This window comes from Paenibacillus sp. BIHB 4019 (genome assembly GCF_002741035.1).
Taxonomy (GTDB): Bacteria; Bacillota; Bacilli; order Paenibacillales; family Paenibacillaceae; genus Pristimantibacillus.
Window position 1 is genome coordinate 3,582,501 of the sequence record NZ_CP016808.1, and the last position, 25,105, is coordinate 3,607,605.

At 50.7% G+C, this 25,105-nt stretch carries 33 protein-coding genes, 16 tRNA genes and 1 rRNA gene (1 of these 50 running past the window's edge); 48 read left to right on the forward strand and 2 right to left on the reverse strand.

The annotated features are described in order from the left end of the window. The 25 genes from BBD42_RS15330 to BBD42_RS15450 all read left to right on the forward strand — a co-directional run. Positions 1-1,678 (forward strand): 23S ribosomal RNA (locus BBD42_RS15330) (it extends 1,256 nt beyond the left edge of the window). Between the two features lie 79 nt (positions 1,679-1,757). Further along, positions 1,758-1,833, forward strand: a tRNA-Asn gene (locus BBD42_RS15335). 4 nt (positions 1,834-1,837) lie between these two features. Beyond that, a tRNA-Ser gene (locus BBD42_RS15340) sits at positions 1,838-1,928 on the forward strand. A gap of 35 nt (positions 1,929-1,963) precedes the next feature. Next, positions 1,964-2,038: transfer RNA gene (locus BBD42_RS15345), tRNA-Glu, on the forward strand. Between the two features lie 71 nt (positions 2,039-2,109). Beyond that, a tRNA-Val gene (locus BBD42_RS15350) sits at positions 2,110-2,185 on the forward strand. A gap of 17 nt (positions 2,186-2,202) precedes the next feature. Continuing rightward, positions 2,203-2,279 (forward strand) — tRNA-Met (locus BBD42_RS15355). 35 nt (positions 2,280-2,314) lie between these two features. Further along, positions 2,315-2,391, forward strand: a tRNA-Asp gene (locus BBD42_RS15360). Positions 2,392-2,403: 12 nt separating this feature from the next. Continuing rightward, positions 2,404-2,479: transfer RNA gene (locus BBD42_RS15365), tRNA-Phe, on the forward strand. A 33-nt stretch (positions 2,480-2,512) separates the two neighbouring features. Then, a tRNA-Thr gene (locus BBD42_RS15370) sits at positions 2,513-2,588 on the forward strand. Between the two features lie 5 nt (positions 2,589-2,593). Continuing rightward, a tRNA-Tyr gene (locus BBD42_RS15375) sits at positions 2,594-2,677 on the forward strand. A gap of 9 nt (positions 2,678-2,686) precedes the next feature. Beyond that, positions 2,687-2,760, forward strand: a tRNA-Trp gene (locus tag BBD42_RS15380). 24 nt (positions 2,761-2,784) lie between these two features. After that, positions 2,785-2,860: transfer RNA gene (locus BBD42_RS15385), tRNA-His, on the forward strand. 31 nt (positions 2,861-2,891) lie between these two features. Beyond that, positions 2,892-2,966 (forward strand) — tRNA-Gln (locus BBD42_RS15390). A 7-nt stretch (positions 2,967-2,973) separates the two neighbouring features. After that, a tRNA-Gly gene (locus BBD42_RS15395) sits at positions 2,974-3,048 on the forward strand. A gap of 7 nt (positions 3,049-3,055) precedes the next feature. Next, positions 3,056-3,129, forward strand: a tRNA-Cys gene (locus BBD42_RS15400). Positions 3,130-3,143: 14 nt separating this feature from the next. After that, positions 3,144-3,220 (forward strand) — tRNA-Arg (locus tag BBD42_RS15405). Positions 3,221-3,234: 14 nt separating this feature from the next. Continuing rightward, positions 3,235-3,313, forward strand: a tRNA-Leu gene (locus tag BBD42_RS15410). Between the two features lie 185 nt (positions 3,314-3,498). Next, positions 3,499-4,461, forward strand: coding sequence for a tyrosine-type recombinase/integrase (locus tag BBD42_RS15415; protein WP_099518853.1), 963 nt, complete (start codon positions 3,499-3,501; stop codon positions 4,459-4,461). Between the two features lie 70 nt (positions 4,462-4,531). Beyond that, on the forward strand, positions 4,532-5,233 hold the full coding sequence (locus BBD42_RS15420; RefSeq protein ID WP_099518854.1) for a DUF4352 domain-containing protein: 702 nt from the start codon (positions 4,532-4,534) through the stop codon (positions 5,231-5,233). 128 nt (positions 5,234-5,361) lie between these two features. Beyond that, positions 5,362-6,288: a hypothetical protein gene (locus BBD42_RS15425; RefSeq protein ID WP_099518855.1), complete on the forward strand. Its 927-nt coding sequence runs from the start codon at positions 5,362-5,364 to the stop codon at positions 6,286-6,288. An 18-nt stretch (positions 6,289-6,306) separates the two neighbouring features. After that, the gene (locus BBD42_RS15430; protein WP_099518856.1) at positions 6,307-6,639 is read left to right on the forward strand and encodes a helix-turn-helix domain-containing protein; all 333 of its coding nucleotides are present in this window, start codon (positions 6,307-6,309) and stop codon (positions 6,637-6,639) included. Between the two features lie 284 nt (positions 6,640-6,923). Continuing rightward, positions 6,924-7,436: a hypothetical protein gene (locus tag BBD42_RS15435; protein ID WP_099518857.1), complete on the forward strand. Its 513-nt coding sequence runs from the start codon at positions 6,924-6,926 to the stop codon at positions 7,434-7,436. Further along, positions 7,423-7,848 (forward strand): hypothetical protein, encoded by a 426-nt coding sequence (locus BBD42_RS15440; RefSeq protein ID WP_099518858.1) that lies wholly within the window; start codon positions 7,423-7,425, stop codon positions 7,846-7,848. The genes BBD42_RS15435 and BBD42_RS15440 overlap by 14 nt, the downstream gene beginning before the upstream one ends. After that, a complete protein-coding gene (locus tag BBD42_RS15445; protein ID WP_099518859.1) occupies positions 7,848-8,153 on the forward strand; it encodes a hypothetical protein in 306 nt (101 codons plus the stop codon). Before BBD42_RS15440 ends, BBD42_RS15445 begins: the two co-directional genes overlap by 1 nt. Before the next feature lie 326 nt (positions 8,154-8,479). Further along, complete coding sequence (locus tag BBD42_RS15450; RefSeq protein ID WP_099518860.1) at positions 8,480-8,665, forward strand: hypothetical protein; 186 nt, start codon at positions 8,480-8,482, stop codon at positions 8,663-8,665. Here the strand turns inward: BBD42_RS15450 and BBD42_RS15455 are convergent. Beyond that, complete coding sequence (locus BBD42_RS15455; protein WP_172455508.1) at positions 8,646-8,906, reverse strand: helix-turn-helix domain-containing protein; 261 nt, start codon at positions 8,904-8,906, stop codon at positions 8,646-8,648. The genes BBD42_RS15450 and BBD42_RS15455 overlap by 20 nt on opposite strands. Before the next feature lie 599 nt (positions 8,907-9,505). Here BBD42_RS15455 and BBD42_RS15465 point away from each other — a divergent pair. The 8 genes from BBD42_RS15465 (at position 9,506) to BBD42_RS15505 (ending at position 15,292) form a co-directional block, all read left to right on the forward strand. After that, positions 9,506-10,363, forward strand: coding sequence for a DNA cytosine methyltransferase (locus BBD42_RS15465; protein WP_099518863.1), 858 nt, complete (start codon positions 9,506-9,508; stop codon positions 10,361-10,363). Positions 10,364-10,608: 245 nt separating this feature from the next. Continuing rightward, a complete protein-coding gene (locus tag BBD42_RS15475; protein WP_099518865.1) occupies positions 10,609-10,803 on the forward strand; it encodes a hypothetical protein in 195 nt (64 codons plus the stop codon). Then, positions 10,800-11,150, forward strand: coding sequence for a BC1872 family protein (locus BBD42_RS15480; protein WP_099518866.1), 351 nt, complete (start codon positions 10,800-10,802; stop codon positions 11,148-11,150). The genes BBD42_RS15475 and BBD42_RS15480 overlap by 4 nt, the downstream gene beginning before the upstream one ends. A gap of 7 nt (positions 11,151-11,157) precedes the next feature. Beyond that, positions 11,158-11,688: an SLOG family protein gene (locus BBD42_RS15485; protein WP_099518867.1), complete on the forward strand. Its 531-nt coding sequence runs from the start codon at positions 11,158-11,160 to the stop codon at positions 11,686-11,688. Next, positions 11,685-11,864: a hypothetical protein gene (locus BBD42_RS15490; RefSeq protein ID WP_099518868.1), complete on the forward strand. Its 180-nt coding sequence runs from the start codon at positions 11,685-11,687 to the stop codon at positions 11,862-11,864. Before BBD42_RS15485 ends, BBD42_RS15490 begins: the two co-directional genes overlap by 4 nt. Continuing rightward, a complete protein-coding gene (locus tag BBD42_RS15495; protein WP_348272601.1) occupies positions 11,861-12,637 on the forward strand; it encodes a P-loop NTPase family protein in 777 nt (258 codons plus the stop codon). Before BBD42_RS15490 ends, BBD42_RS15495 begins: the two co-directional genes overlap by 4 nt. Positions 12,638-12,891: 254 nt before the next feature. Further along, entirely contained in the window at positions 12,892-14,256 is a 1,365-nt protein-coding gene (locus BBD42_RS15500) for a DnaB-like helicase C-terminal domain-containing protein (RefSeq protein ID WP_099518869.1), read from the forward strand. Between the two features lie 76 nt (positions 14,257-14,332). Then, positions 14,333-15,292, forward strand: coding sequence for a toprim domain-containing protein (locus tag BBD42_RS15505; protein ID WP_099518870.1), 960 nt, complete (start codon positions 14,333-14,335; stop codon positions 15,290-15,292). A gap of 69 nt (positions 15,293-15,361) precedes the next feature. Here BBD42_RS15505 and BBD42_RS15510 read toward each other — a convergent pair whose 3' ends face one another. Next, positions 15,362-15,577 (reverse strand): helix-turn-helix domain-containing protein, encoded by a 216-nt coding sequence (locus BBD42_RS15510; RefSeq protein ID WP_099518871.1) that lies wholly within the window; start codon positions 15,575-15,577, stop codon positions 15,362-15,364. A 114-nt stretch (positions 15,578-15,691) separates the two neighbouring features. Here BBD42_RS15510 and BBD42_RS15515 point away from each other — a divergent pair, with 114 nt between their 5' ends. The 15 genes from BBD42_RS15515 (at position 15,692) to BBD42_RS15580 (ending at position 25,100) form a co-directional block, all read left to right on the forward strand. Further along, a complete protein-coding gene (locus tag BBD42_RS15515) occupies positions 15,692-16,303 on the forward strand; it encodes a hypothetical protein (protein WP_099518872.1) in 612 nt (203 codons plus the stop codon). A gap of 211 nt (positions 16,304-16,514) precedes the next feature. Beyond that, complete coding sequence (locus BBD42_RS31805; RefSeq protein WP_172455509.1) at positions 16,515-16,664, forward strand: hypothetical protein; 150 nt, start codon at positions 16,515-16,517, stop codon at positions 16,662-16,664. After that, the gene (locus tag BBD42_RS15520; RefSeq protein ID WP_099518873.1) at positions 16,661-17,236 is read left to right on the forward strand and encodes a hypothetical protein; all 576 of its coding nucleotides are present in this window, start codon (positions 16,661-16,663) and stop codon (positions 17,234-17,236) included. The genes BBD42_RS31805 and BBD42_RS15520 overlap by 4 nt, the downstream gene beginning before the upstream one ends. Before the next feature lie 125 nt (positions 17,237-17,361). Further along, on the forward strand, positions 17,362-18,156 hold the full coding sequence (locus BBD42_RS15525) for a hypothetical protein (protein WP_216364940.1): 795 nt from the start codon (positions 17,362-17,364) through the stop codon (positions 18,154-18,156). Between the two features lie 59 nt (positions 18,157-18,215). Beyond that, a complete protein-coding gene (locus BBD42_RS15530) occupies positions 18,216-18,461 on the forward strand; it encodes a hypothetical protein (protein ID WP_099518874.1) in 246 nt (81 codons plus the stop codon). Further along, positions 18,458-18,646, forward strand: a complete 189-nt coding sequence (locus BBD42_RS15535; RefSeq protein ID WP_099518875.1) for a hypothetical protein — start codon at positions 18,458-18,460, stop codon at positions 18,644-18,646. The genes BBD42_RS15530 and BBD42_RS15535 overlap by 4 nt, the downstream gene beginning before the upstream one ends. Positions 18,647-18,674: 28 nt before the next feature. Next, a complete protein-coding gene (locus BBD42_RS15540; protein WP_099518876.1) occupies positions 18,675-18,911 on the forward strand; it encodes a hypothetical protein in 237 nt (78 codons plus the stop codon). A 147-nt stretch (positions 18,912-19,058) separates the two neighbouring features. Then, on the forward strand, positions 19,059-19,448 hold the full coding sequence (locus BBD42_RS15545) for a hypothetical protein (RefSeq protein ID WP_099518877.1): 390 nt from the start codon (positions 19,059-19,061) through the stop codon (positions 19,446-19,448). Further along, positions 19,435-19,644 carry a hypothetical protein gene (locus tag BBD42_RS15550; RefSeq protein WP_099518878.1) on the forward strand — a complete coding sequence of 70 codons (210 nt, stop codon included), beginning with the start codon at positions 19,435-19,437 and terminating at the stop codon, positions 19,642-19,644. The genes BBD42_RS15545 and BBD42_RS15550 overlap by 14 nt, the downstream gene beginning before the upstream one ends. Then, positions 19,644-21,260 carry a hypothetical protein gene (locus BBD42_RS15555; protein WP_099518879.1) on the forward strand — a complete coding sequence of 539 codons (1,617 nt, stop codon included), beginning with the start codon at positions 19,644-19,646 and terminating at the stop codon, positions 21,258-21,260. The genes BBD42_RS15550 and BBD42_RS15555 overlap by 1 nt, the downstream gene beginning before the upstream one ends. Before the next feature lie 393 nt (positions 21,261-21,653). Beyond that, positions 21,654-23,084, forward strand: a complete 1,431-nt coding sequence (locus tag BBD42_RS15560) for a DNA polymerase (RefSeq protein WP_237163525.1) — start codon at positions 21,654-21,656, stop codon at positions 23,082-23,084. A 2-nt stretch (positions 23,085-23,086) separates the two neighbouring features. Continuing rightward, positions 23,087-23,404, forward strand: coding sequence for a DUF7296 family protein (locus BBD42_RS15565; RefSeq protein ID WP_099518880.1), 318 nt, complete (start codon positions 23,087-23,089; stop codon positions 23,402-23,404). Continuing rightward, a complete protein-coding gene (locus tag BBD42_RS15570) occupies positions 23,401-24,486 on the forward strand; it encodes a DNA polymerase (protein WP_099518881.1) in 1,086 nt (361 codons plus the stop codon). Before BBD42_RS15565 ends, BBD42_RS15570 begins: the two co-directional genes overlap by 4 nt. Positions 24,487-24,507: 21 nt before the next feature. Continuing rightward, positions 24,508-24,801: a hypothetical protein gene (locus BBD42_RS15575; RefSeq protein WP_099518882.1), complete on the forward strand. Its 294-nt coding sequence runs from the start codon at positions 24,508-24,510 to the stop codon at positions 24,799-24,801. Then, entirely contained in the window at positions 24,801-25,100 is a 300-nt protein-coding gene (locus BBD42_RS15580) for a hypothetical protein (protein ID WP_099518883.1), read from the forward strand. The genes BBD42_RS15575 and BBD42_RS15580 overlap by 1 nt, the downstream gene beginning before the upstream one ends. Positions 25,101-25,105: the final 5 nt, after the last annotated feature.

Consider the following 25,105-nt stretch of genomic DNA (forward strand, 5'->3'; position numbering starts at 1 on the left):
GTTGAAGGTATACCGTAAGGAGTGCTGGACTGTATTCAAGTGAGAATGCCGGTATGAGTAACGAAAAGACAAGTGAGAATCTTGTCCGCCGAAAGCCTAAGGGTTCCTGAGGAAGGCTCGTCCACTCAGGGTAAGTCGGGACCTAACGCGAGGCCGAAAGGCGTAGTGGAAGGACAACAGGTTCAAATTCCTGTACCACCGTAAACCGTTATGAGCAATGGGATGACGCAGAAGGGCAGTGACGCGGACTGATGGAATAGTCCGTCCAAGCAGTGAGGCTGATGAGTAGGCAAATCCGCTCATCGTTAAGGCTGGGCTGTGATGGGGAGCGAAAATTACAGTAGCGAAGGTCATGCACTCCGGCTGCCGAGAAAAGTCTCTAGCCAGGTGAAGGTGCCCGTACCGCAAACCGACACAGGTAGGCGAGCAGAGCATGCTAAGGCGCGCGGAAGAACTCTCGTTAAGGAACTCGGCAAAATGACCCCGTAACTTCGGGAGAAGGGGTACCTCGGTAGGGTGAATAGCCCGAGGGGGTCGCAGTGAAAAGGCCCAAGCGACTGTTTAGCAAAAACACAGGTCTGTGCGAAGCCGTAAGGCGAAGTATACGGGCTGACGCCTGCCCGGTGCTGGAAGGTTAAGGGGAGCGGTTAGGAGCAATCCGAAGCTGTGAACCGAAGCCCCAGTAAACGGCGGCCGTAACTATAACGGTCCTAAGGTAGCGAAATTCCTTGTCAGGTAAATTCTGACCCGCACGAATGGCGTAACGACTTGGGCGCTGTCTCAACGAGAGATCCGGTGAAATTTTAATACCTGTGAAGATGCAGGTTACCCGCGACAAGACGGAAAGACCCCATGGAGCTTTACTGTAACTTGATATTGAACTTTGGTACGATCTGTACAGGATAGGTGGGAGCCGTAGAAGCATGAGCGCCAGCTTGTGTGGAGGCGACGTTGGGATACCACCCTGATCGTATCGGAGTTCTAACCTAGGACCATGAAACTGGTTCGGGGACCGTGTCAGGTGGACAGTTTGACTGGGGCGGTCGCCTCCTAAAATGTAACGGAGGCGCCCAAAGGTTCCCTCAGAATGGTTGGAAATCATTCGGAGAGTGCAAAGGCATAAGGGAGCTTGACTGCGAGACCTACAAGTCGAGCAGGGACGAAAGTCGGGCTTAGTGATCCGGTGGTACCGAATGGAAGGGCCATCGCTCAACGGATAAAAGCTACCCTGGGGATAACAGGCTTATCTCCCCCAAGAGTCCACATCGACGGGGAGGTTTGGCACCTCGATGTCGGCTCATCGCATCCTGGGGCTGAAGTAGGTCCCAAGGGTTGGGCTGTTCGCCCATTAAAGCGGTACGCGAGCTGGGTTCAGAACGTCGTGAGACAGTTCGGTCCCTATCTGTCGCGGGCGCAGGAAATTTGAGAGGAGCTGTCCTTAGTACGAGAGGACCGGGATGGACGTACCGCTGGTGTACCAGTTGTTCCGCCAGGAGCACCGCTGGGTAGCCAAGTACGGACGGGATAAGCGCTGAAAGCATCTAAGCGCGAAGCCCCCCTCAAGATGAGATTTCCCAATTAGTAAGACCCCTTGAAGACGACGAGGTTGATAGGTTCGGGGTGGAAGCGCAGCAATGCGTGCAGCTGACGAATACTAATCGGTCGAGGGCTTATCCTAATAACACGCTAAAGTTTCATGACTTGTCTTTCGCATCCAGTTTTCAGGGTAGCAATACCTTGTATGTAACGCTTTATATTCCCTGATAGCTCAGTTGGTAGAGCACTCGACTGTTAATCGAGTTGTCACAGGTTCGAGTCCTGTTCGGGGAGCCATTATAGAGAGGTGTCCGAGTGGTCGAAGGAGCACGATTGGAAATCGTGTAGGCTCTAACCGGGTCTCGAGGGTTCGAATCCCTTCCTCTCTGCCATACTTACTTAAAGTATGTTGGTAGAATTTTAAGATGGCCCGTTGGTCAAGTGGTTAAGACACCTCCCTTTCACGGAGGTAACAGGGGTTCGAGTCCCCTACGGGTCACCAAAAAAACTTTTAAAAAACACTTGCAAAACGCTTGAAAAAGTGGTAAGATATAAAAGTCGCTTAAACAACACGGAGGCTTAGCTCAGCTGGGAGAGCATCTGCCTTACAAGCAGAGGGTCGGGGGTTCGATCCCCTCAGCCTCCACCATATTGCTTTTACGATGACGCGGGGTGGAGCAGCCCGGTAGCTCGTCGGGCTCATAACCCGAAGGCCGCAGGTTCAAATCCTGCCCCCGCAACCAAACTTTACCTTCGGAATGATCCGAGAATATGATGTGGAGCTGTGGTGTAGAGGCCTAACATGCCTGCCTGTCACGCAGGAGACCGCGAGTTCGAATCTCGTCAGCTCCGCCATTTAAAACATCTGGCTCGGTAGCTCAGTCGGTAGAGCAGAGGACTGAAAATCCTCGTGTCGGCGGTTCGATTCCGTCCCGAGCCACCATTAAGATGATTGGTAAACATAAGATTGTACCATGCCGTTGTAGCTCAATTGGTAGAGCAACTGACTTGTAATCAGTAGGTTGGGGGTTCAAGTCCTCTCGACGGCACCATTCATGGAGGATTAGCGAAGTGGCTAAACGCGGCAGACTGTAAATCTGTTCCTTCGGGTTCGGTGGTTCGAATCCATCATCCTCCACCAGTTTACCTTAGGGGCATAGTTTAAGGGTAGAACAACGGTCTCCAAAACCGTTGGTGTGGGTTCAATTCCTGCTGCCCCTGCCAATCAAAACTGAACAATATAATATGGCGGTCGTGGCGAAGTGGTTAACGCATCGGTTTGTGGATCCGACATTCGGGGGTTCAATTCCCCTCGTCCGCCCCATTATTGTTCAAACTAAAAAATACTTAATTGTTGGGGATTAGCCAAGCGGTAAGGCAACGGACTTTGACTCCGTCATTCTCAGGTTCGATCCCTGAATCCCCAGCCATTCTTTTGCGGACGTGGCTCAGTGGTAGAGCATCGCCTTGCCAAGGCGAGGGTCGCGAGTTCGAATCTCGTCGTCCGCTCCATCTTTATGGCGCCATAGCCAAGTGGTAAGGCAGAGCTCTGCAAAAGCTCTACCCCCAGTTCGAGTCTGGGTGGCGCCTCCACAATTTCATAGTGTGTGCCCTTAGCTCAGCTGGATAGAGCGTTTGACTACGAATCAAAAGGCCAGGAGTTCGAATCTCTTAGGGCACGCCATTATTCTTTAAAACGCCGGCGTGGCGGAATGGCAGACGCGCGCGACTCAAAATCGTGAGGGAAACCGTGGAGGTTCGAGTCCTCTCGCCGGCATATAAGAAACGAAGGTTTTACGGTGATTTAAACGCTGATTGCGCGCATGTGCAGTCGGCGTTTTGCGTTTAATAATGCGCGATAATAAAGCGCGGTGATATTACGCAACGCGCACGACTATAATCGTATTTTACCGTATTCTCCAGCGTATCCCTCGACGAATATCTCGACGGAGGAATTACGAAATGGCTAGACGAAAGAATGCGTTAGATCAAACGGACTTGTTACCGAATCACGCGCCTATATATGCGGTGGACGATTGGGATAGTGCTGTCGATTTATTTTTACGCGACGGGAAGATACGTAATATCAGTAAGCATACAATCGGGTTTTACCGTCAGGAACTCGGTAAGTTTAAGCGGATACTCGACGAACAAAAAATATCTACCGATCCGAATAAGATTACAGAGGAAATAATTAAAACGAACGTCATCCTATACCTTCTTGATGACGAGCAGAAGGCAACGTCAATTAACTGTGTGCTGAGAGCCATTCGGACTCTGTTTAATTTTCTTGTAAAGGAAAGCTATTTACTACGCTCTCCGATGACTCGGGTAAAGCTGCTGAGTCAAAAGAATACTATTATCAAAGCTTTTTCTACTGAGCAGATACACCGCCTTTTTGCGCAGCCTGATCAAAAGACTTTCGTTGGAGTGCGCGATCTTACGATAATGATGATATTTATGGAAACGGGAATACGTCTGCGTGAGCTTGAGGATCTGACATTAGATGATATTGTATGGCGTGAAGGTACCGTACTAGTGAACGGTAAGAATAATAGTCAGCGGCTCGTGCCTATCCAAGCGCTGATGAAGAAACAGCTTTCGAAGTATGTAGCATTACGCGGTCAACTCGAACACAACTCTCTTTTTGTGACGATCGATAATACACCGATAACCAAACGTCAAGTACAGGAACAGATCGCGTTTTACGGGCGCAGAGCCGGTCTTACAGACGTCCGTTGCAGTCCTCACACCTTCCGCCATACGTTCGCTAAAATGAGCGTACAGAACGGCGCAGACGTGTTTGCGCTTCAGGCCGTATTGGGACACGCTACGCTTGATCAAGTACGCACGTACGTTAATTTATTCAGCTACGAAATACACAATAAACACCGCAAATTTAGCCCGATTGAAAAAATGTTTTAATTGGAAAAACTGCGTCCTTCTGCGATAATATACGTATTACCTAAAAAGGAAATCGCAGGAGGATTACGCAATGCTAGAAGCCATCCGGTTATTATCCGTTGTAGCAGTAATTATGTTCGTAGTAGCGATATTTGTTCCGAAGTATATTCCGCAATACACACGCCAAAAGAAGATAGGGATAGTAATTTCCGCAGTTTTTGTTTTCCTACTTTCAAGCGCCATTATTATTTACGACGGTAAGCCAGAAACAAAATCGGCTTCAACCGCGCCAGTGTACAAGCAACAGCCCGTAAGTCCAAGCCCTAGCCCGTTATCTGTAATGTTCGCATCGCCAGGCGAAGCTACCGCATCTAGCACGCCGGCTCCAACGCCTAAGCTGCCGAGTGTTGGCGAAAAAGCAACGGTAGGTAAATTCGACTTAACAATTAACGGACTGAAGACGGCCGCTGAGTTTCGCGGAGAAACAACGGAGGGACAGTTCGTTATTGTGACCGTATCGATTACGAACAATGACAGCGATCCTCGCGACATTAGCTCGAATATGTTCAAATTATCTGATGGAGACGGCAAAACATACGGAACTTTTGACGGTATTTTCTTTACGCGCCAAGGTGAAACGGAAGACCTCGTATACGAAACGGTTAATCCAGGCCTTACCCGTAAGCGCATAGTCGTATTCGAGACTCCGAAAGACATAAGCGGGCTTCGATTATCCATTGCGGACGGAGTAGCGCTCAAAGCAACGACAACGATTGATTATTCGCTAGAATAACGCACGCCAAACAGCGGTCATTCCTTACGGGGAGTGGCCGCCTTTTTTTATTTTACGAAAAGTGTGCGAAAGTGAATCGGCGAACGACTACGTAAGTATAAGGCGAAATGAATTTGGGGAGGGCGCATATGGCAAGTCCACAGAAAGAAGCGCTATTTGCGTTAATCGACGAAATGATTGACGCAGAGGTAGACGTAACTAAGCTTCGGCAGCACTATCCTGAGTTGAAATGTAACGCGATCCAGAAAAGGTTCGTACGGACTTTCGGGAGTTATCACCAAGGACTCGTCGAGTACGGACTATGCGCTAGTAATGGGGTACCTACAGACGTAGAGATTGCACGCTGCTTCGAGATTACGGAAGATTACGCCGTCATTACGAATGAGTATCAAGCAGCGTCTCTACGCAACCTGTACGCGTTAACCGAGGTGGAATTCGTTCGCCTCAGTCGACCGATCGTTGACGCTTTGTGGACTGACGCGATAGACGAGATGTACCGCGATCATTTTCCGTTTGAAACGATTTCTGCGGAAGGTTTGGCGCAACAGTTTCCCCACTTACGGAAGCACATCGAAAGGAGGTACGGAGCCTTCAAAAAGTTATTATCGGCATACAAAACACCGTACGATCGCTTCATTAGTCGTGAACATTGCGGTAAGGCTGCGCGAATGGGACGCGATTTTGAGCGTAAGCTGGGCGTAATACTAACTGCTATATACGGACAAACTGCCGTAGACGAAGATTTCCGCTTCAACGGTTGTTTACCGGATTTTGTAGTAAACGGCCGTGTCTGGATCGACGCTAAACTAAGCCGTGATACTGTACGCGACAAACGCTGCAAGACGATCGAAAAATACAGACCGTACGCGAAATCTTTACGTATTTATTACGCCCGTGGATCACTTGAGCCGCTAAACATTTCCGGAGTTGCTATTCAGCACGTATCCGTCCTTTACCCTTTACTTAAACGTGCAGGAAGGCACGAATTAGTTGAGGATATGGAATCATTCGTAGAGCGAGTGCAGACGGAATCGAGATATTGGCGCGTTGCTTGACGAAAGGAGTTAACGCAAATGAGCGGTATATTCGTAAAGCTCTACGTGGACGCGGTACGCTCCGGCATGATAGCGGATATGGGCGCGGAGAAGCTACAAACATTGCTTGTACTCGCATCGTACATGGACGCTCACGGCCGCTGTTATCCGACGCAATGGGCGATCGCTGAAGCGCTAGGCGTGGCGCGTGAGACGGCTAACAGGCGGGTAGCCGCGTTGTTACGTTATAGATGGCGCGGAAGTCCGATTGTGACGGCGGAAAGGCGGCGCGATCCTACTGTACAGACGTGGGCTAATACGGTGTATACGATATTGCCGGAGAGTCATATGCGGATATTCGATACGTCGTAAACGTCACATGGCTACCGTCACACGGCAAACGTCACACTAACTAGAACCATAGTAACTAGAACTATAATAACTAGAACCATAAACATATCGGCGCGATAAATCACACCGAAACGATAACATATAAGGAGTAGATATCGCGTATACAAGACGACGCAAGGAGGATTGTACAAGGAACGATAGTGACGCGTTAGTATCCAACTAAGTTCGCGTTGACTTTCTAAAGTCTACGTGAACAAACGCTATAAACGAAAACGCTAAAAGAACGCTAATAAGGAGGCGATATCTTGACGAATAATACACGCGATTGGGCGGATGATAAACGCACATGCGAAGTGGCTACGGCAGGACCTTGGGAAGCGCGGAGCTGGGCGACTGATGGCGCGGATAAATATTTCGTAACACAAGCGGTATCAGGCGGAAAGGAAGTCGCAACTGCGTGGAAGGGGCTGCGTTACATGGGAGCGCCGATGATAACGGACGAAGAAGCTGCGGCTAATGCGTGCTTTATAGCGTCGGCACGTACCGGCTGGCCCGCTGCACTTGCGGAGATAGACCGCTTGCATGACGAAGTAGGATCATGGTACGCCAAAACGATAGCGGAAGCGGTGCGAGCAGATACTGCGGAGCAACGCGTGCGGGACTTGGAGGCGGAGGTAGAGCGGTTACGTAAGGGGTTCCGGCGTATTACTACGTTAGCAAAAGCGCCAGATGACCCGCTAGTCCGCGTTCTACTCATGGCAGATATCGCGAAGAACACGTCAGCGAGCGAAGGAGGGACGCGCGATGACGAAGAGTAAAAAGCCCGCAGCTAAACGTATCACCGCCGAGCAGCGTAAAGACTGGCGCAACCTACCGACGGTCGACTGGAACGTACGTACCTTCCACGTCTATTTCGCGGATATGAACGCCGAGATATTCGGAGCCGCGCCTTACTTGCCAATGCGCAATTGGGCGTTTGAGCAGGCGCAAATCAAGCGGGCGATAGAGGCGTATGGACCGGACATTCTCCGCGCGGCATTCGACGAAGCGTTCCGTACGTATAGGCCAACGCGGGAATATCCGTTATTGACGGCAGGCTTTGCGTGCAGCTATCGGATTAACGCGATTATACCGGCGCTGATGGCGGAAAGAGCGGATAAGGAACGAGCTGCGGCGGAGAAGGCGAACGCTGAAGAAGCGGATTATAGTGGAATGGAGGCGTGGTTGTAGTGGCGGATAAGATGCGGAAATATCCGGTTGTCAGCGAGCGTGGTAACGCGTATGAAGCGACAGTCGAACGCCTTAACTACGGATGGGTTACGTGCTGGGAAGTAACCGTTTATGCGTACGTAAGGAAGCGCGGTCTATTCGGTCGAATGAAGACGAAGCGCGAGCGCATTTATCAAACGCGTTATAGCGACATTCGAATCGAATTTACGTACGTAGTTCAGTTCGCGATTCGTGATTACGAAGAAGACTTGGAACGTGAATATCGGTTACGGAAGTTGCGGGAGATAGTCGAATTTAATAAGTAAAGGGGCGGATATGATGGCGGCAAAGGACACGTTATCGAAAGCGGTATGCGATAAATGCGGACAAATCGAGAGTAACTACTATCTACGGTCTAAACACGGTTACTCCGCCGAATCATGCGGAGGGACTTTCGTTAAGAAGGACGTTGAGCGCGAAGTAATTAGCGGAGAGTTTACGGTTGAAAGTTCGTCAGGGAATCGCGTTAGCCTTAAGCATACGAGGTCCGTACGTCCGACTTCATTCGTGTACTTATCGGACGTCCGATCGGCGCGTTGAAGTTGACGGAAACCAGGCGCGGCCAGGAACCGAGCTGGAAGGCGGAAGAGTTATGACGTTAGGTGACGCGCTAAGAGCGCTTGACGCGGGCAAGTCCGTTGTATCAAACGTAGGGAAGACGTATAGGCGTGAAGATGTTGCGCCAATTAACTGGATCGGAGAATACGCGGCTAGCTTCAGGAGCGCGGGAATGACGGAGGGCGAGCGGAGAGGTACGTTTAAGAATGCGGATCAATGATCAAAGTTCCGTATTTGTCTAGTGTTTTATCCGTGCGGCCAAGTAGAAAGTCGGTCGTTACTCCGTAAAAGTCAGCAAATGCAATAACTGTCTTAAGCTTTGTTGATTTAGCGTATCCGGTTTCGATATTGCTGTAAGTAGAAGTTGATAGTTTTACGCCCTCCGCTACTTCTGCCTGCAATAAATCGTGCCTTTCGCGGAGAAGTTTTACGCGGCTAGCTAGTGTTTTTTCGTACGACAAAATTAATTCATCCTTTCTGTTGACAATACGGAAAATCCGTAGTACGATAATACCGTAATCAGATACGGAATAACCGTAGTCACTAATACACCTTACGTACTGTATTATACCACAGTTATGATACGTATGCTAAGAATACGCAACATAATCCTTCGCAACAAACTGCCTCATCTCCGCAGTATCCCGCACGAACAACGGAAACAGCGCCCGCTGCTCTGACGTTCACCAATCCACGTAACAACCTCCGCAAAGTAATCGGTAGCCTGGCGTATCCTCTACGCAGAGCTGACGAAAATTGTACGCACCCCAAACGTACAAAACTGGCGCGAGGCTTTTCGCGTCTGAGTATACGCTAAATTACGAAGGAGCTGACGAAATGACTTACGTAAGCGGTTTTGATTTAGTACAAGCTCGCGCTGAGTGTCGTGCGAATCTTACGAAAATTAAGAGCTTAGTTCGGAATGTGACGATTAACTTTAGCGCAGCTAAGCGCGTAGAACCGTTCCCTTACATCTCGCCGCCTATCGTTATGTGCGGAAAAAGCGCATGGACTGGACGTAGAGACAAAGCTAATTAGAAAGAAGCCAAGAGGTGATATATTGATAACAGCAAAAAGCTACTTTAGCGGAGCTGGTGGTATGGATTTAGGGATGTCCGACGCTGGAATTGAAGTCATCGAATCATACGAAATTGACCGTGCTGCCTGTGGTACACTTCGCGCTAATTTTAGTCACAAGGTAAACGAAAGTGACATTACACAAATCACGGTACTGGACCAGCAAGATGCCGATGTTTATATCGGTACATTCCCTTGCACGAAATACAGTACTATAGCCGACATTCACGGGACTCGAACAGGCGATGACTTATTTCTACACTTTTTCCGACACGTCGCATTGGCGCAGCCAGAGGCGTATGTCATCGAAAATGTCCCTGGCATGAGAAAGTTTCAGGTTGTCATGGAGTGTCTGACGAAGTTGCCGAATTACTACGTCCGCGTGGAGTGTCCGGTAAATGCGAATATGTGGCTTCCGCAGGAACGTAAGCGCCTGATTGTAATTGGAACAAAGAAGCCGTTCGATACACTACGTTACCCGGAAGGCTCACCAGTATCGATGCGGGATATCATCGACGTTGGGGCAGAAGTATACACGCCGGATTATGTTCAGAAGAGATTGGACGGTAATTATCGGGACAAACCAATCATAACAGATTTAGACGGCAAGGCGCCTACATGCGTCGCGCATTACGCAAAAGATCGTTCCACACGTTTGATTGACGACGGCAAAAGCGTACGGCCTTACTCGGTGCGTGAGTACGCAAGATTACAAGGCTTCCCGGACTGGTTCCACTTTGCAGGGACGGACAACGACGCATACAGGCAAATCGGAAATGCCGTAGCTGTACCAATGGGTAGGTGGATCGGTAATGAACTTAGGCGATACTTTAGCGCGTAGTCAAGTATATTCAATCAACGAAAGGACTGACGCTATATGAACGCAGTATTAACGAAAACACACGCAATTAAACCGACGCTTTCCCAATCGCTAAAACTCGGCGCTCACCTCAAACACGTACGTGACGCTGGCCTAGCGGACGCAATCGGAGGCTTCAACGAATGGATTGCGCTATGCGGCCTAACGCGGCAGCGGGCCGACCGCCTTATCGTGTTATGTGAGCGCGTTAACGGGAGACGCCTGTAATGACTACGGAAGCCAAACGCGATAAGCACGCTGCCGAGTACGCGAAAACTCCGCATTTGATGCTGCTCGATCTAGCGGAGATAGCGGCGGGTAACGATCGGCTGCGGCGCATGTGGCTCGGGAATTATTTCCGTGTTGCTGACGAAAGAAAACGTAGAAATCGTAAATTTGCGAGAGGAGCGAACGCAGTATGAAACGTAAAGAAGTAGTAGAGAAGTGGTGTACGTTGAGAGCGAGCGAGCATGACGCGTGGGTTGCCTCCGCTGTTATGGGTGCGGAAGTCATTGGAGGCAATGTTGAGAAAATACCGGAGGGGTTCCGGCCTGTACCGCGCTATACAGCGAGTATCTCCGAAGCCTGGAAGGTTGTTGAGAAAGTGCGTGAAGACTGGATTCTTCAGCTACTGGATGGAGCGGGTTGGTGGAGCGTAGTCTTACTAAGTGACTGCGAAGATCGCTCTGACATCGACCCAGTCAACCTACCCACCGCATCTGAGGCGATATGTCTCGCAGCTTTAATCGCAAAACTAACGAAGGAGTGACGAAGTTATGGCGCAAATTAACCGCGATAAAACCGCCTGCTTTACCGGTCACCGTCCGAATAAAATCGGCGGCTACAACGAAAACAATCCGCAACGCAGGGCGATTAAGCAGCGGCTACGTACGGAAATCATCAACGCGATACTTGCCGGTTACGATACGTTCATCAGCGGGCTGGCTCTCGGCATCGATACGGACGCGGCAGAAATCGTAATCGAGCTGCGTGAAACGGATTATCCGGAGATTAAGCTTATCGGCGCGGTACCGTTCGCGGGCCAGGAAAAAGCGTGGCCGTCCGCTTCCCAAGAACGATGGCGGCGAATCGTTGAACGCTGTGATACCGTTCACTACGTCAGCGATTGCGGATTCGCTTCGTGGAAAATGCAGCGCCGGAACGAATGGATGGTCGATTACGCTTCACTAGTTATCGCGGTATGGGACGGTACGAGCGGCGGAACCGGTAACTGCGTAGAGTATGCGCGCAAAGTAACGCATCAGCCGCGAGTCCTACAGATTAATCCGAAGGAGGGAACTAAGTGACCGTTAAATACGAAGACTTACCAAAAGGGTTGTACGCAGCATACAATCTACTGACTTCTGAAGTAGTCGGTTTCGTTAGAGCTTATGATAATATGGCGGCGCACGGTTTAGCTGTGAAGCACTACGGCGCAAATATCAACGTACGCTCCGTAATAAAAGTCGTCGAACAGGAGTGATTACGATTACACACGCAGACAAATGCCTTCTTCAGGCGCAATGTTCGGCGGCTGGCTCCGTAAGCTGCTCGCGCCTATGTACGTCATATATCGCGATGCACGGACTTAACGGCGCAGGCGGGCGATCAGCGGCGGCTAATGTTCCGAGCGCGTATCGTTCAGTGACTTTAGCTACGAGTAAAGCGCGGATAAGTCAGCCGGAGATACACGTATTAGCAGACCGATACGCGTCTACGTTCGGCCGCCAATTCGGACCAGATGCGGACGGTAATACGCAAATTAAATCGCTTTACCTCTATAGCAGCGAACCAGGAACGGGCAAGACTACAACAGCGGTCGCGCTACTTAATGCGTACTTGATCGCGCATTATATCGGCAGTATTAAGCGCGGACAGGCACCGGTAGAGCGGCCCGCATATTTTCTTGATGTGACCGAATGGCAGGCGGATTATAACGCGTTTAACAGACCACGCGTCCCGGAAGAAGTAGCAGCGCCCGCCGCCGTCCGTTTTTACGCAGCTCAACGTATAGCGGCGACTGTTCCGTTCCTTGTTATGGATGAAATCGGTGTACGTGACGCGACCGACGCATTTCGCACCGACTTGCATACGGTAATTAACGGACGAGTGTCAAATGAGCTTCCAACCGTATATACATCCAATATTACGCTCAAGGAAACCGTAGCGTTATTTGACAAGCGAGTGGCTGACCGGATGCGTGACCAGTGCGGAGAATTAACGTATAAAGGCGAAAGTAAGCGCGGTATGCGTTAATATGTGGAGCTGCGATTTAAGGAGATATCGTGAGAATGACGGAGTTGTGGATAACCTAACCAATATAATACTTACAGAAAAAAGTTGGGAATATCCCTTCTCACTAGGAAGATAACTGTAACGAGTACGGTGAAAGCCGTATAAAAATCGGTTATTAGCGTCATTAATTAATTTCCGCATTTTGGAGCGATTCGCGTTTTGCGGAAGTTGCGAAAAATTCCCGGCGAAAATATAATACGGAGGAGGCGGAACACATGAGCGTTACCGAAACGCTTTTATCGAAAATCATTGACGCTAACGACGTTCCGGCACTGGATAGATTCGCGATTACTGCGGACATGTTCCAGACGCAAACGGAACGCGAAGCGCACGATTTCATACGCAAGTACAGCGCAGAGAATCGCGGCCAATCTCCGTCATACGCAACGCTCGTTTCGAACGTGCCGGACTTTACTTATATTCCGGCAGTTACGGATTCGTACGAATACCTGGCGCGTAAGCTTAAAGAGACGTACGGCAAGCGTGCGGTAGCGGACTACTTCGAGAGCGGTGAGATTAACGCGCGGTTCCAGGACGTAGGCAAGACGCTGACGCTCGACGATTTCGTCGGTGTACTGACCGCCAAGCTTGAAGAGATACGCGTACGAGCGTCTGTCCGAAATGTAATCGGAATCGACGTAAAAGCTGGCGCGGCTAAGTTTCTCGCGGAATACCAGGCGCGTGCTGCCGGTTTATCAAGCCGCATATGGGCGTCGAAGTTTCCATCCGTTAATGAAGCGCTTGGTGGCGGTTACTATTCGTCGAACATGTACGTCGTGTACGCGAGGTCTGGACGCGGTAAGTCGATTCTTACGATGGAGGAGGCGATAGAGTTTGCGTTTCAAGGCGCGTTCGTACTCGTATGGGCGCTAGAAATGGGTTGGTTCGAGTGGATGGCGCGATTCTTCTCGTCAGTTAGCGCACGCGACGGAATGACTACGGCGACGGTCGACGGTATTGACTATACAGCGGGCTTCAATAACCGCGATCTTCAAGCAGCTCGCCTTGACGCGGAATATGAAGCGGCGTTCACGCAGTTTATTACGGAAGTTAACGAGATCGTGCCTGGCCGAATCATTCTCCGATCGACGGACGAAGAAGGCTTTACCGAACGCAATTTAGCGGGCCTGTGCGCGGACATTATCGAGACGAAAGCGGACGTTGTTATCGTTGATCCGTTCTATTACCTCGATTACGAAGCGAACACGTCGAAAACGGCAGGCGGAGACGCTGCGGCAACATCGCGTAAATTGCGTATCATGACGGGCGCGCTCGGTGTATTGACATTAGCAATAACGCAAGCGGACGAAGACGCATCCGAGAAGAACGAAGATGGAGTCCGCGAGTTGAAGCCGCCTAAGCGATCGGAGGTTAAGAAGACGAAAGCGCTACTCGAAGACGCGGCCGCACTCATCGGAATTGATACGCTAGCCCATGAAGGACGCGGCGTTATTGAGATCGGAAAGGGACGCAGCGGCGGTGAGGATACGCGCATTGAAATCGTGTATTTGCCGAATTGGGGGATCGTCCGCGAACCGGACCATACGGACCAGGCTGCGCAATTTTCGGGAACGTTCTAATGCAGCGGTATTTACACTAGCGAAATACGAACGTATGTGCTACTATATTCTCGTGAGGAGGGAGCGATAATACCGCATGATAGACGTACGAGCCGAGCTTGAGGAGTACGAATTTAACGCAGCAACGTGGACGGATACGCGCTTACTCGCAGCTTCGCCGTTTAGATACGACCGTCATCCGTCCTTTTACGTAATCCTGGACGCTGATGACGAGGCTTACGGATGTTGGGGCGATAGCGGCGCGAATGATCCGGAATGGCAACGCGGCGGCTTCGTAATGTTGCTCGCATTTCTACGCAATGAAACATCGGAAGAGGCGCGCGAATACCTTGACACTAAGTACGGCAGCGGACCGGAGATTGACTCGGCCGAGATTACGCTACGGCTGCCGAAGCTGAAGGAGGACAAGCCTCGGATAACGCGGATTGACGAACGGATACTCGACGAATATAAGTTCCGCCATCCGTATCTAGAGCGGCGAGGCATTTCCGAACCGGTTCAGCGGCTTATGAACGTGGGATATGATCGCGATAGGCAGGCGATTACATTACCGTGGTATAACGCTGATGGGACGTTGGGTAACGTGAAGTACCGGCGCATCGACAGTAAAACGTTTTGGTACACTAAGGGCGGCCGACCTATACGCGAAATGTTGTACGGGATTCACATTGCGTACGGACAGAAGCTGCGGAAAGCTGCGCTAGTTGAGGCAGAGATCGACGCGCAAACGTTAATGAGCGCAGGCATATTCACGATCGCTACGGGCGGCAGCGCGTTTACGGAGGCCAAGCGGGATTTATTATTGCGGTCGCCTATCGAAGAGGTGACGTTATGGCGAGATAATGACGCGGCCGGTCGCAAATGGCGTAATAAGGTAGCAACGGAATTGAACGGGCATATTGACGTGAAATTGGCGTTAATGCGCGGAAAATATAAGGACGTAAACGAATGCGCTTGTAACGGAGGCAATATTCGACAATTCAAAACGCGTAATTGTCGAAATTTATCGGTAAATTTACATTGCTGTCAGGCGTAGGAACTAGTACAATATGGGAACGGCTGTGTCGTTTCTACAGAACGTAGAATTTCACGGTAGGCCGAGCGCTTATTTCGGCTTAATCTCGTAAAGGTCGCGCGGACTGATATCCAACGCATCAGCTAAACGTATTGCGACGAGTAAAGACATGTTCTTGCGGCGATTAGTCGCGTAGAACGATATAATCCCCTCATCTACGCCGGATCGTTCGGCGAGCTGGCGTTGTGTCCAGTTGCGTTCTACGAGTAAGTCTTTAATAAGGCAGCGGCCGACCGAAATCGGCATCGCGCAAACCCTCCGTAAAACATTTATAAAATTATTTTACCGCAATTGTGCAGAATCTAAACGGCTAACGACTAAGTATATGTAAGGATGATAACTGATAACGAGGTGACGCGATTGAGTAACGTAAAACTAAATATGCTACACGCTAAATACCTAAGTTGCAGCGTTGAAGAAAAGAACGATATCTTTTCCGAAATCTACGCAGCTACTACTAAACAGCGTGAAATGAACAGGGACAAGATTGTTTCCCAAGGCTACGGAGATCATGACGACGCGCTAACGTTGTTTGATAACGTAATCTGGGATATGGTAAGCGACGCGAGAATTACAGATTTCGAACGGACGTTAAACGCAAGGCTGCGAAAGAGAAGGATTGATGCTCTAAGAAGTAACGTACGCAGGAGATCGCGGCAACGATCGCTTGATACGATGATGGATGACGGAGATATCTCAGACGCTAACTTGCGAAGTGATTACGCAATTGAAACCGAAGTTTTAACGAAAGAAGCCGACCACCGGCAAGTGATCGACTCTATCGTTGACCCATCCCAGGTCGATACCGTTACGACGCTAATCGTAACCGCATTTCCCGAATACAAATCCATTGCGGCGCTCGCTAAAGCGCTAGGATTGCACCACGAGGTTGTTAAACGTAAGTTGCACGCTTTGTCACGCAGATACGACGCTAATCGTTTCGGTGACTATCGCGATTACCTCGCCGTCTAACATTACCATTATACCACACGTCTTGAAACTTGAAAAATAAGTAAATTTTAACGTTTGCTCTGGCGAGTAGGCATATCGCCAAAAACGACCGTTACAATCCACACTATAGGTCTGTCCATTGGTGTTGTTGGTTAAATATTACATTGCCAATAATACCTCAACAAAAAGATACTGTCAATATCTTTTCAGTAAATAAACGGAGGTTACACGTATGATTAACGTAAAAATACGCAAGTCAGACGCAAATTGTTCACATATTGCGCGCCTTCATCTCGATTATAACGGAGCGCTTCCACTATATATGGATTCGGCCGATCTTATACCGCGCCATCTTTACGTAAAGGCGGTGCGCGTCGGATGAGTAACAACGTAATAGCTGCGATCGATCCGGCTGCGGGAACGCACTTTACCGGCAAAATCTTCGTAACGCCGCACGCACTGGATGAAGCCGTTAAGGATTTCGGCGTCGAACGGGCTAAAGCGCCTATGTACGTAATGGACAACTTACGCCGCGCCGCTTTTATAGCGCATATCGTAAACGAGGACGGTCGACCTTCGCGCTTGTTCGGGTATAGGCGCATGGCATTCGTCGTCGCGCCGGATACTGCAACTGTAATTACGGTTTATCCGCGTCATAATGTGAATCCGACGCTTGCAGAATCGGTTCAGCGCGTGCTAATCCGCTCGCTGAAGGCTGCCGCCCGTAAGGAGCGCGCCGAGTCAAAGCGCACCGCCGTAGCAATAGCGACACTAAACGTAGAATATGCGGAATGTGAGCTGCGAAAAGTACGGTCAAACTCCGTTAAAACAATCGAATCTATGACGGTTCGGCAAACGGAAATTAAACGAGAAATTAACGTTATGGAACGCGACCTACTCGAATTGCGCCGCGAGAATACGAATCTGGCGAATAGTATCATCGTCTATCTGTAGGAGATTTACGCGGGACTTGATCCTGCGTCGTCTAGGCGGTATTAATGCGGTTCAGACCGTTAATACCGTCCAGCGGACGCAGGATAGGCGCGATCCGAAAATAACCCGAAAAGGAACGTGATTGAATGAGTCAATTTACGAAACGTGGTTCGGCGGCAGTAGAGTCCGCAACAGCAGAGAAGGACGCAACAACTTCGTTACATGTACCGTTCCCGTCCGGCACTACGTTGAAAGTACGCATCAAGTCGGCCGAGGACAGCGCGGAATACTATGCACACGGTATCTTCGGAAAGGTAAATACGTTTGTACCGAAAGTACCCGCTGAGCGTAACGCAAAAGGTTACGTAACCGCTAATCATTCCGTATGGGATCGTGCGGCCGACTTGTTGTATGCCGACGCGAAAGCTGCGAAGGACGGCGGCGACGAGAAAGGCGCGGAAGAAATCCGCAAACAAGCGTACTTGCTTAAGTCGAAAGCGCGCTACCTCGTAGGCTTCGGAAATCTCGAAACAGGCGAAGACGGCTTTGTTGACTTGACGCCGAAACAGGCGAAAGGTGTATTTGCGGCCATCAATAAGTACGCGAAACGTCTCGATAAGATCGCGTTCGAGCTGACGAAATCCGGATCATCTACGGATACGGCCGTAACTTTGTCGCCTATTATCGACATGGACGAAGACCTGACGGACGTTGAACGTGAGAACTTCGCTAAGACAGGTGAGTCTCCGTTCGATTTCGCAGCTTTCGAAGGTTTCCTCTTTGAAGCGGACGAAGCGGAGCAAACGAAGAACCTCGTAATTGCCGGTTTCGATATCGCACGCCTCGGCCTGTCGATCGGAGCGGCAGCAGCTTCAAGCGCGCCAGCCACGGACGAATCCGCGCCAATCTCGGACACAGACGCTCCACCGGTCAATTTCTAACGCGTTGGTCGCGTTGATCACACGAAAATCAGCTCGTCAAATACGAAAGGGGAACGAATATGAACCGATTTAACTCGAAGCTTAACCGTATCAACCGCGCGTCTAACAAAGCCCTAGCACAGTTTACGTCAACTATGCGCAGCCTTATCCGCCAAAACGAGAAGCTTGACGCAGTAATCGACGAATCGGACGCGGAGATCAACGCGCTAGAAGAAACGCGCAACCTCGCCGTCATCGCACGCAACGAGAATCGCGCGGTCATTAAGTGGATTGATGCGCTCGTTAACGGAAGTGTCGCGGAATGATGAATTTCGGACCTCCGCTGTGGTATATCGTGCTTTTCGTAGTCGTCTTCTTAGCCTTAGCCGCGCTTATTATATTCGGCTTGGCAGCGGCAATCACGTTTATAACCGGTTGGGATATCGGATTCTGGCGTACGGCTTTGCTTTACTTACTAATCGTTCTGTACGTAAACTGGACGCGCCGATAGCTCAAGTAAACGAAGGGAGGCGCACTTAATGGCGGCTAATAAACGCGTAATATTCCTCGGCATCAACGTAAAGAGTGCGGCCAGCTTGCCGAAAGTTGGCGCGTATCTCAACGCGTTTCTGGCTGCGGTAGAGGAACACGCGAGGCCTGCGGACATTGAGCTGACGGTTAACGTGGGCGGTTACGTAAAGGCTCCGCCGCCGCCCGTCAATATCACGACGATTAATCACGGAGATTCTGATTACGACGAGGAGGACGTAACTTGAGCGCGACAGCAACGTTAGAAAGACCGCAAACAACCGCCGGAGGTAGCGGAAACAGACCGCCTACGGACGTCACTGTAACGACAGGTTTCGGAAAGGAGCGCGATTAACACGGCACATATAACGGAAATTACGGGAAAGTATTCGGAAATGGCCGCAAGACTGGCGTTGCTGGCAAACGGATGGACGCCGCATACGTCGGAAACAGACGAGGCTTACGACATTTTGGCTACGGAGCCGCTGACGGGCCGACACGTTAAGGTGCAAGTTAAGACGATTCGACGGCGCACGGACAGAGAGCGCAGTAACGGTATCGCGGACTTAGTCGTATATGCGCGGAAAGGGAACGGAACAACGTACGACCGCGCCGACGCTGATTACATTATTGGCGTGTGGGCGGAGAATGGCGAGATACCGCGCGTGTATATGTTCGAAAATCGGATGCAAACGGAGTATTGGGCGTCAGAGGCTCGCGCATCTGAACGTTGGGTAGAGCTGTCTATCGCGCTAGATCGGAGCATGGCCGATGGAACAACGTGATTCAGCAGAAGCGGCGGTAGTAGCTGATTGCGCGCAATGTCGCGGCGAGATTTACGTCGGCGACGATGTTAGGCGGATAGACGATAGCGGCGATTATGTACATGCCGGTTGGGGACGGGACTGTGCGGAAAAATACGCCATGGAACGCGTCTACGATGCGGAAGGCGTAATAAACGATAAGGGAGCGATTTATTAATGGCGAAAATTAACGTGGTAATTCCGGCAACAAACGTAGAGTACGAAGGTGTAACTTACGAGCAAGTTAACCGTAAGGCGCAGGCGGGCGATATCGTACGTCATGACGCGATCGGCTATAGCTTTCTTCCGAAAGGTGCGTTCTATGGCGTATTTATTGACGAGGGCGGTGACGCTGCAATTCGAGATGAAGACGGCGACCTTAGCGGAATCAACGGTGATTTTACCGTATTCGCGCCAATTAAAACCGCCGAGTCAGCGCCAAAAACGGACGAAATCACGTACGAAGGCGCAACGTACCGCAAAGTCTACCGTTCGGCGCGTAAAGGTGACGTAATCGTGTTCGAAGAGGCTCCGTCCTTCACGCTCACCTCGGGCAAGACGTATCCGGTAACCCGCCTCGATTACGACTATGACGCGCAGATTACCAACGACAACGGAGGTGAGTACGATACGTGCGGCGACTCGTTCGAAGTCTACGAAAAAGTGACGGAGCCAATCGTTTATACGGAGGTCAAACGTAAAGCTGCGGAAGGCGAGCGTATTCGTATTGTTGATACGAAAGATAGTCGCTGGAAGAACGGTGACGAGTTCGTAGTTGCGCGATTAGATGCTGCGGGCAGCGTATTCGTAGACCATCAGCTAGGCCTCGATAACAAGCAGGCCACCGTGTGGCATCGCGAATACGTCGTACTCGAACCGGTCACTAAAGCGGAACCAAAGTCGGAGCCTGCGCGTCCTGAACGCTTGAAAGTCGGTGAGTATGCGAAGGTTACGGAAAAAGACGGTTCGAGCTTCCATAACATAGGTGATATCGTCAAGATTACGGAAGATGACAACAGTTGGATTCCGTTCAAGTTGGAGCATCTTGACGGTAAATACGCAGGCTGGACGGAAGAGGGCGTACTTGTCCGCGCTACTGACGAAGAAGTCGCAGCAGCTCGTAAATACAACGTTGGCGATTACGTCCGAGTTACGAAGCGCGGCTGCGGTCACAACTATGACGTAGGTGAAATCGTTAAGGTTACGCATAAACATTTCGGAAGCAGCTTCTGCGGAATCAAAGCGTCTACCGGAGCGGAAGGTAACACAATGCTTCCGGAACACGTAGAGTCGGCGACCGAAGCGGACTTCAACGCGATTTACGATCCGCGCAGACAATTCGCGGCTGGCGATAAGGTGCGGTTGGTTAGCGGTGGCGATGTATACCCGTTGATTGGTTTCGGGAATGGCGTTGTTTACGAAGTGAAAAACGCGTTATACCCTACGCACGGTGGTAACCGTATCGAAATTTCGGGCGGAAAATACGACGGTTACGCACTTCCGGAACAGCTCGTTAAACTTACGGAGGAAGAAGCGGCCGAACTCGAAAAGGCTGCGGAAATTAAACGTAAATGGGACGCAATCGGGCGCAAGGTTGACGAGTATAAGGACGGAGATATCGTGCGATTTACACAGAGTACGGGAGCTGACGGATACCCTAACGATTCAATCGTTATTATCAGCGACGTGGAAGGCGAAGATTTCCGTTTTGGCGGAATCGGCAATCGACAATTTCTCGGTGACACTACGTGGTGCGTACTCATTACGCCGGTAGAACAACGCTTTGACCGTTAGGAGGCGGCTAACACGGAGATTAAACTAACGTTAAACACACGCAATAAAGACGTTGAAGCCGCCACAGATAATGCAGTCAAAGCGGCCGTGTCACGCAAGAAAGCGGCTGAACCGGAGACGGCAACGCAGGCTTTCGACCGTATCGGAGCGATGTCGTTATCCGATAAGGAGCGCGCACAATACGCAGCAGCTCGCCAGGCGCACGAGGATGGACGAATAGGCAACGTTCGATCCGATAATGCGAGGTGGACGAAGGCGGACGTATTGGCGGCAGGCGCGCGGATATTGCGTGAGAAGTCGGAGAACGAGAGGGGCGCGAGGATTGCGGAAGTTCTCGCGTCCAAGCCTCCGAATTACTTCATCTTAACGCGTGACTCCGAGTTGCCCGCGTTTGTGGAGCGGTTGCGCACCGAATGTCAGCGGCAAATGGCAGAATGGCGCGACCGCTTCCGGATTCTCGGCGTCGATACGATGACGGCGGGCGACTTTGAGGGAACCGGCGTTGATACGTATATCGACTTATCGATCGGCTTCAGCGTGTGGCTTCCGTTACTGGACGAAGGCTACTATCTTCCGTACGGACACGTCGACATGCGCGGTGTTCCAGGCTTCGAGTTCCTGACGGACGACAGCGCATTTAAGGCGTCAGATTCGCAGCTCACGCGTTCAGTGGTTATCGCGGCCATATCGCCGTATTTATCGCGGAGCAACCACGGTAAAACGTTTCATATGGGATCGGCGCGTTACGACTTACACGTCGCGATTAAGGACGGCTACGAAGTGAGAGGCTGCGTTTGGGACACACTCGACGCGATGAACTTAATGAACGAGCATGAGGCAGCGTACGGTTTGAAACCGTTAATCGCGAAGTACGGACCGCTATTCGGCGTTAATGGTCCGATATATACGTTCGAGGATATGTTCGGCAACCGAAGTCCGGCGCCATTTAACGTAGAACTCGTCGGCATATACGCGATTAAGGACGTACTCTACGGCTGGCGCATGTTTGAGTGGCAATACGCACAAATGGCGCTAGCGGCCAGCGCAGACGGACGCGGCAAACTCCTCGAATGCTACGCGTTAATTGACTCGAAGCTGCCGGAGACTGACGTATTCATGGCGCGCTGCGGCTTCGAGATCGATACGGAGGGATTGGCGCGTTTGGCAGCCGACTTTAAACCGAAGCTAGAGGCGGCGCGGGCGGCCGTGTTCGAGTCGTACGGAATTGACGCAGATTTCGTCCGTAAGATGGATCGCGTCATCAATGCGAAGAAAATTGCGGATTGGATAGTGGCGCAAACGAAGCGCATCGCGAAGCACGCCGAAACACAGGCGAAATGGCGCGCACAGGCTGCGGAAGATGAAGCGGCAGGAAAGACGCACCTTAAACGCTATAAGGACGCAGTCGAACGTATAAGGGCGCTAGAGGCGGAAGCATTATCGCCAGCCGACGAAGAACATGCGCCGTTATATACGGATGAGTTTTCGATTACGAACGGAAATCATCTCGCGTATCTCATTTACGACTACCTCGGCGTACGTGACCGGACAGGCCAGTTTAAACGCGGTAAGGTGCGTTCTACGGCGGCTGATGTTTTGGACGCGTATTACGAAGAGGAAGAAGCGCTGAAGCCGTTGGCGACCGTTGCTGCGTACGAGAAGTTGCTTAATACGTACGTCGAAAAGATACCGGCTGCGGTCGAAGGTGACGGGCGGTTGCATAGCGACTGGAAGGCTGGTGGCACGTCTACGGGACGCTACAGTTCAAGTGGTTATAGAGGACGGCCGGTCGATATATTAAGCGAATTTGAAACGGAGGAATAGCTGTGTATTATACATTCATTCAGAATAATTCCGGAGGTTACTTCGATAGTAACTCTGACGTATGCGAATACGTAATTATCGAAGCAAATAACGCTAAACATGCTAATGACCGCGCTACAGAAATCGGCCTATACTTTGACGGAGCTGGCGACTGCCCTTGCTGCGGTAATCGTTGGGACGAACAATGGGATGACGCAGAAGGAACCGAAACGCCGCTCATCTACCGCGAGTCTGTCTACGAATTATTTAAAGGGATTTTTAGAGCGAAATGTATCATACACCGTCTTGATGGCAGTAAAGAGGCGGTTGAATTTAAGTGAGCCTTGTAGTAACTGACGCCAATTACCACGAAATCGTCCGTAAGCTCATCGCAGACGAGCAGAAAATACCGAAGGGAACCAACTGTCAAAATTTACCGTCGAAAGGCGCAGGCACGCTCGTCCGTAACTGCTTCGTCCCACGCGCTGGCTCTACGTTCGTCGGCGCTGACTTAGGCGCGATCGAACCGAGGATACAGGCGCATATCATGTATACGCGTTATGGCGATAATTCCATGCGTCAGATATTTCTAGAAGGAGGTAAGCTCTACGAAGCAATGGCGATGAAGACGTTCGGTTTCCCGCTGGAAAACTGCGTAGACGGCGCGTACGATCCGACCGGCACATTTCAGCCTCGTAAGATGATGAAAACCGGTCAACTAGCGGTATCGTATGACCAATCGCAGAAATCCTTCGCGAAAAAAATGAACGTAAGTGAAGAGGTAGCGGAGTTCTTCTTCCGTAACTTCGACGAAACGTTCCCGTCATTCCGCTTAATGGTAGCCGACATACGTAACTTCATGCGCAAGAACGGCTACGTTGAGACGCTATTCCATCGTAAGCGCCGCTTTCCGGATTACGCTTCGGTAGCGGCCGCCCAACAACGGAATGAACAGCGTTTAATCCGTCTATACACCGAACGCAAGCAGCTCAACGCAAAGTCGCCGCAATCACCGCGCGATGCTCAACGGTTACTCGCGGTACAGGATGAAATCGACGTACTTGCGGAGAAGCGCGGCCTTATCGGCTATTGGGAGCGGGCGGCCTTTAACGCGGTCATTCAAGGAACCGGCGCGGATATCCTGAAGATGAATGGTAATCGGAACGCGCGGGTATGTAAGGAACGCGGGTGGGAGTTTAACGCATCCATCCACGACGAAATTAAGAACAGCGTACCGAACGCGGACTTGACTCCGGATACGATTGCGCTAATTGACGACATCATGACGCAGACGGTCGAGCTGAGTGTTCCGCTTGTGACCGACATCGTCATCGAACCACGCTGGATGCAGGAGTACGCGCCATCCGAATGGGACTTCGCAGCCTGTCGTCCGAAAGCGGAGTATGCGAATAAATACGAATAATAGACGAGGAGCGTGCGAAATATGAGCGTTAAGATGACGGTGCGTGAACTGCTCGATTTATGGCGCGAAGATGATTTCGTAATAAACGGAGTAACGTACACAATTGTTGAATGTGGCGATTGGGACGGAGCAGGCGAGAAATACCAATCACTCTACGTCATCTTCACGAACGGTGAGCGGAACTATCGCGGTACTATTACGCGCTCCGGATCGTACTTTAGCGATTGGCATTACGAAGATTACGGAGACGCAGATATCGAAGAGGTCCGCAAAGTAGAGCGAACATATACGGTTGAAGAATGGAGGGCGGTCTAGTGGGCTATTGTACGCATTACAGCGTCGCTATTCTTCCTGACTCGGAAGTTATCCGCCACATAATCGAAAATGACGATAACCTTTACGCAATACACGAAGACGCGGATTCCTACAAATGGTACGACCATGAGTCGGACATGCGCAATTTCTCCGCGAAGTTTCCCGACTATACGTTCCAGTTGAGCGGAGAAGGCGAGGACTCAGGCGATATCTGGCGTAAATATTTCTGTAACGGTAAAATGCAGCATTGTCCCGCGCAGATTACGTATGAACCGTTTGACGAATCGAAATTACAATAGGAGGC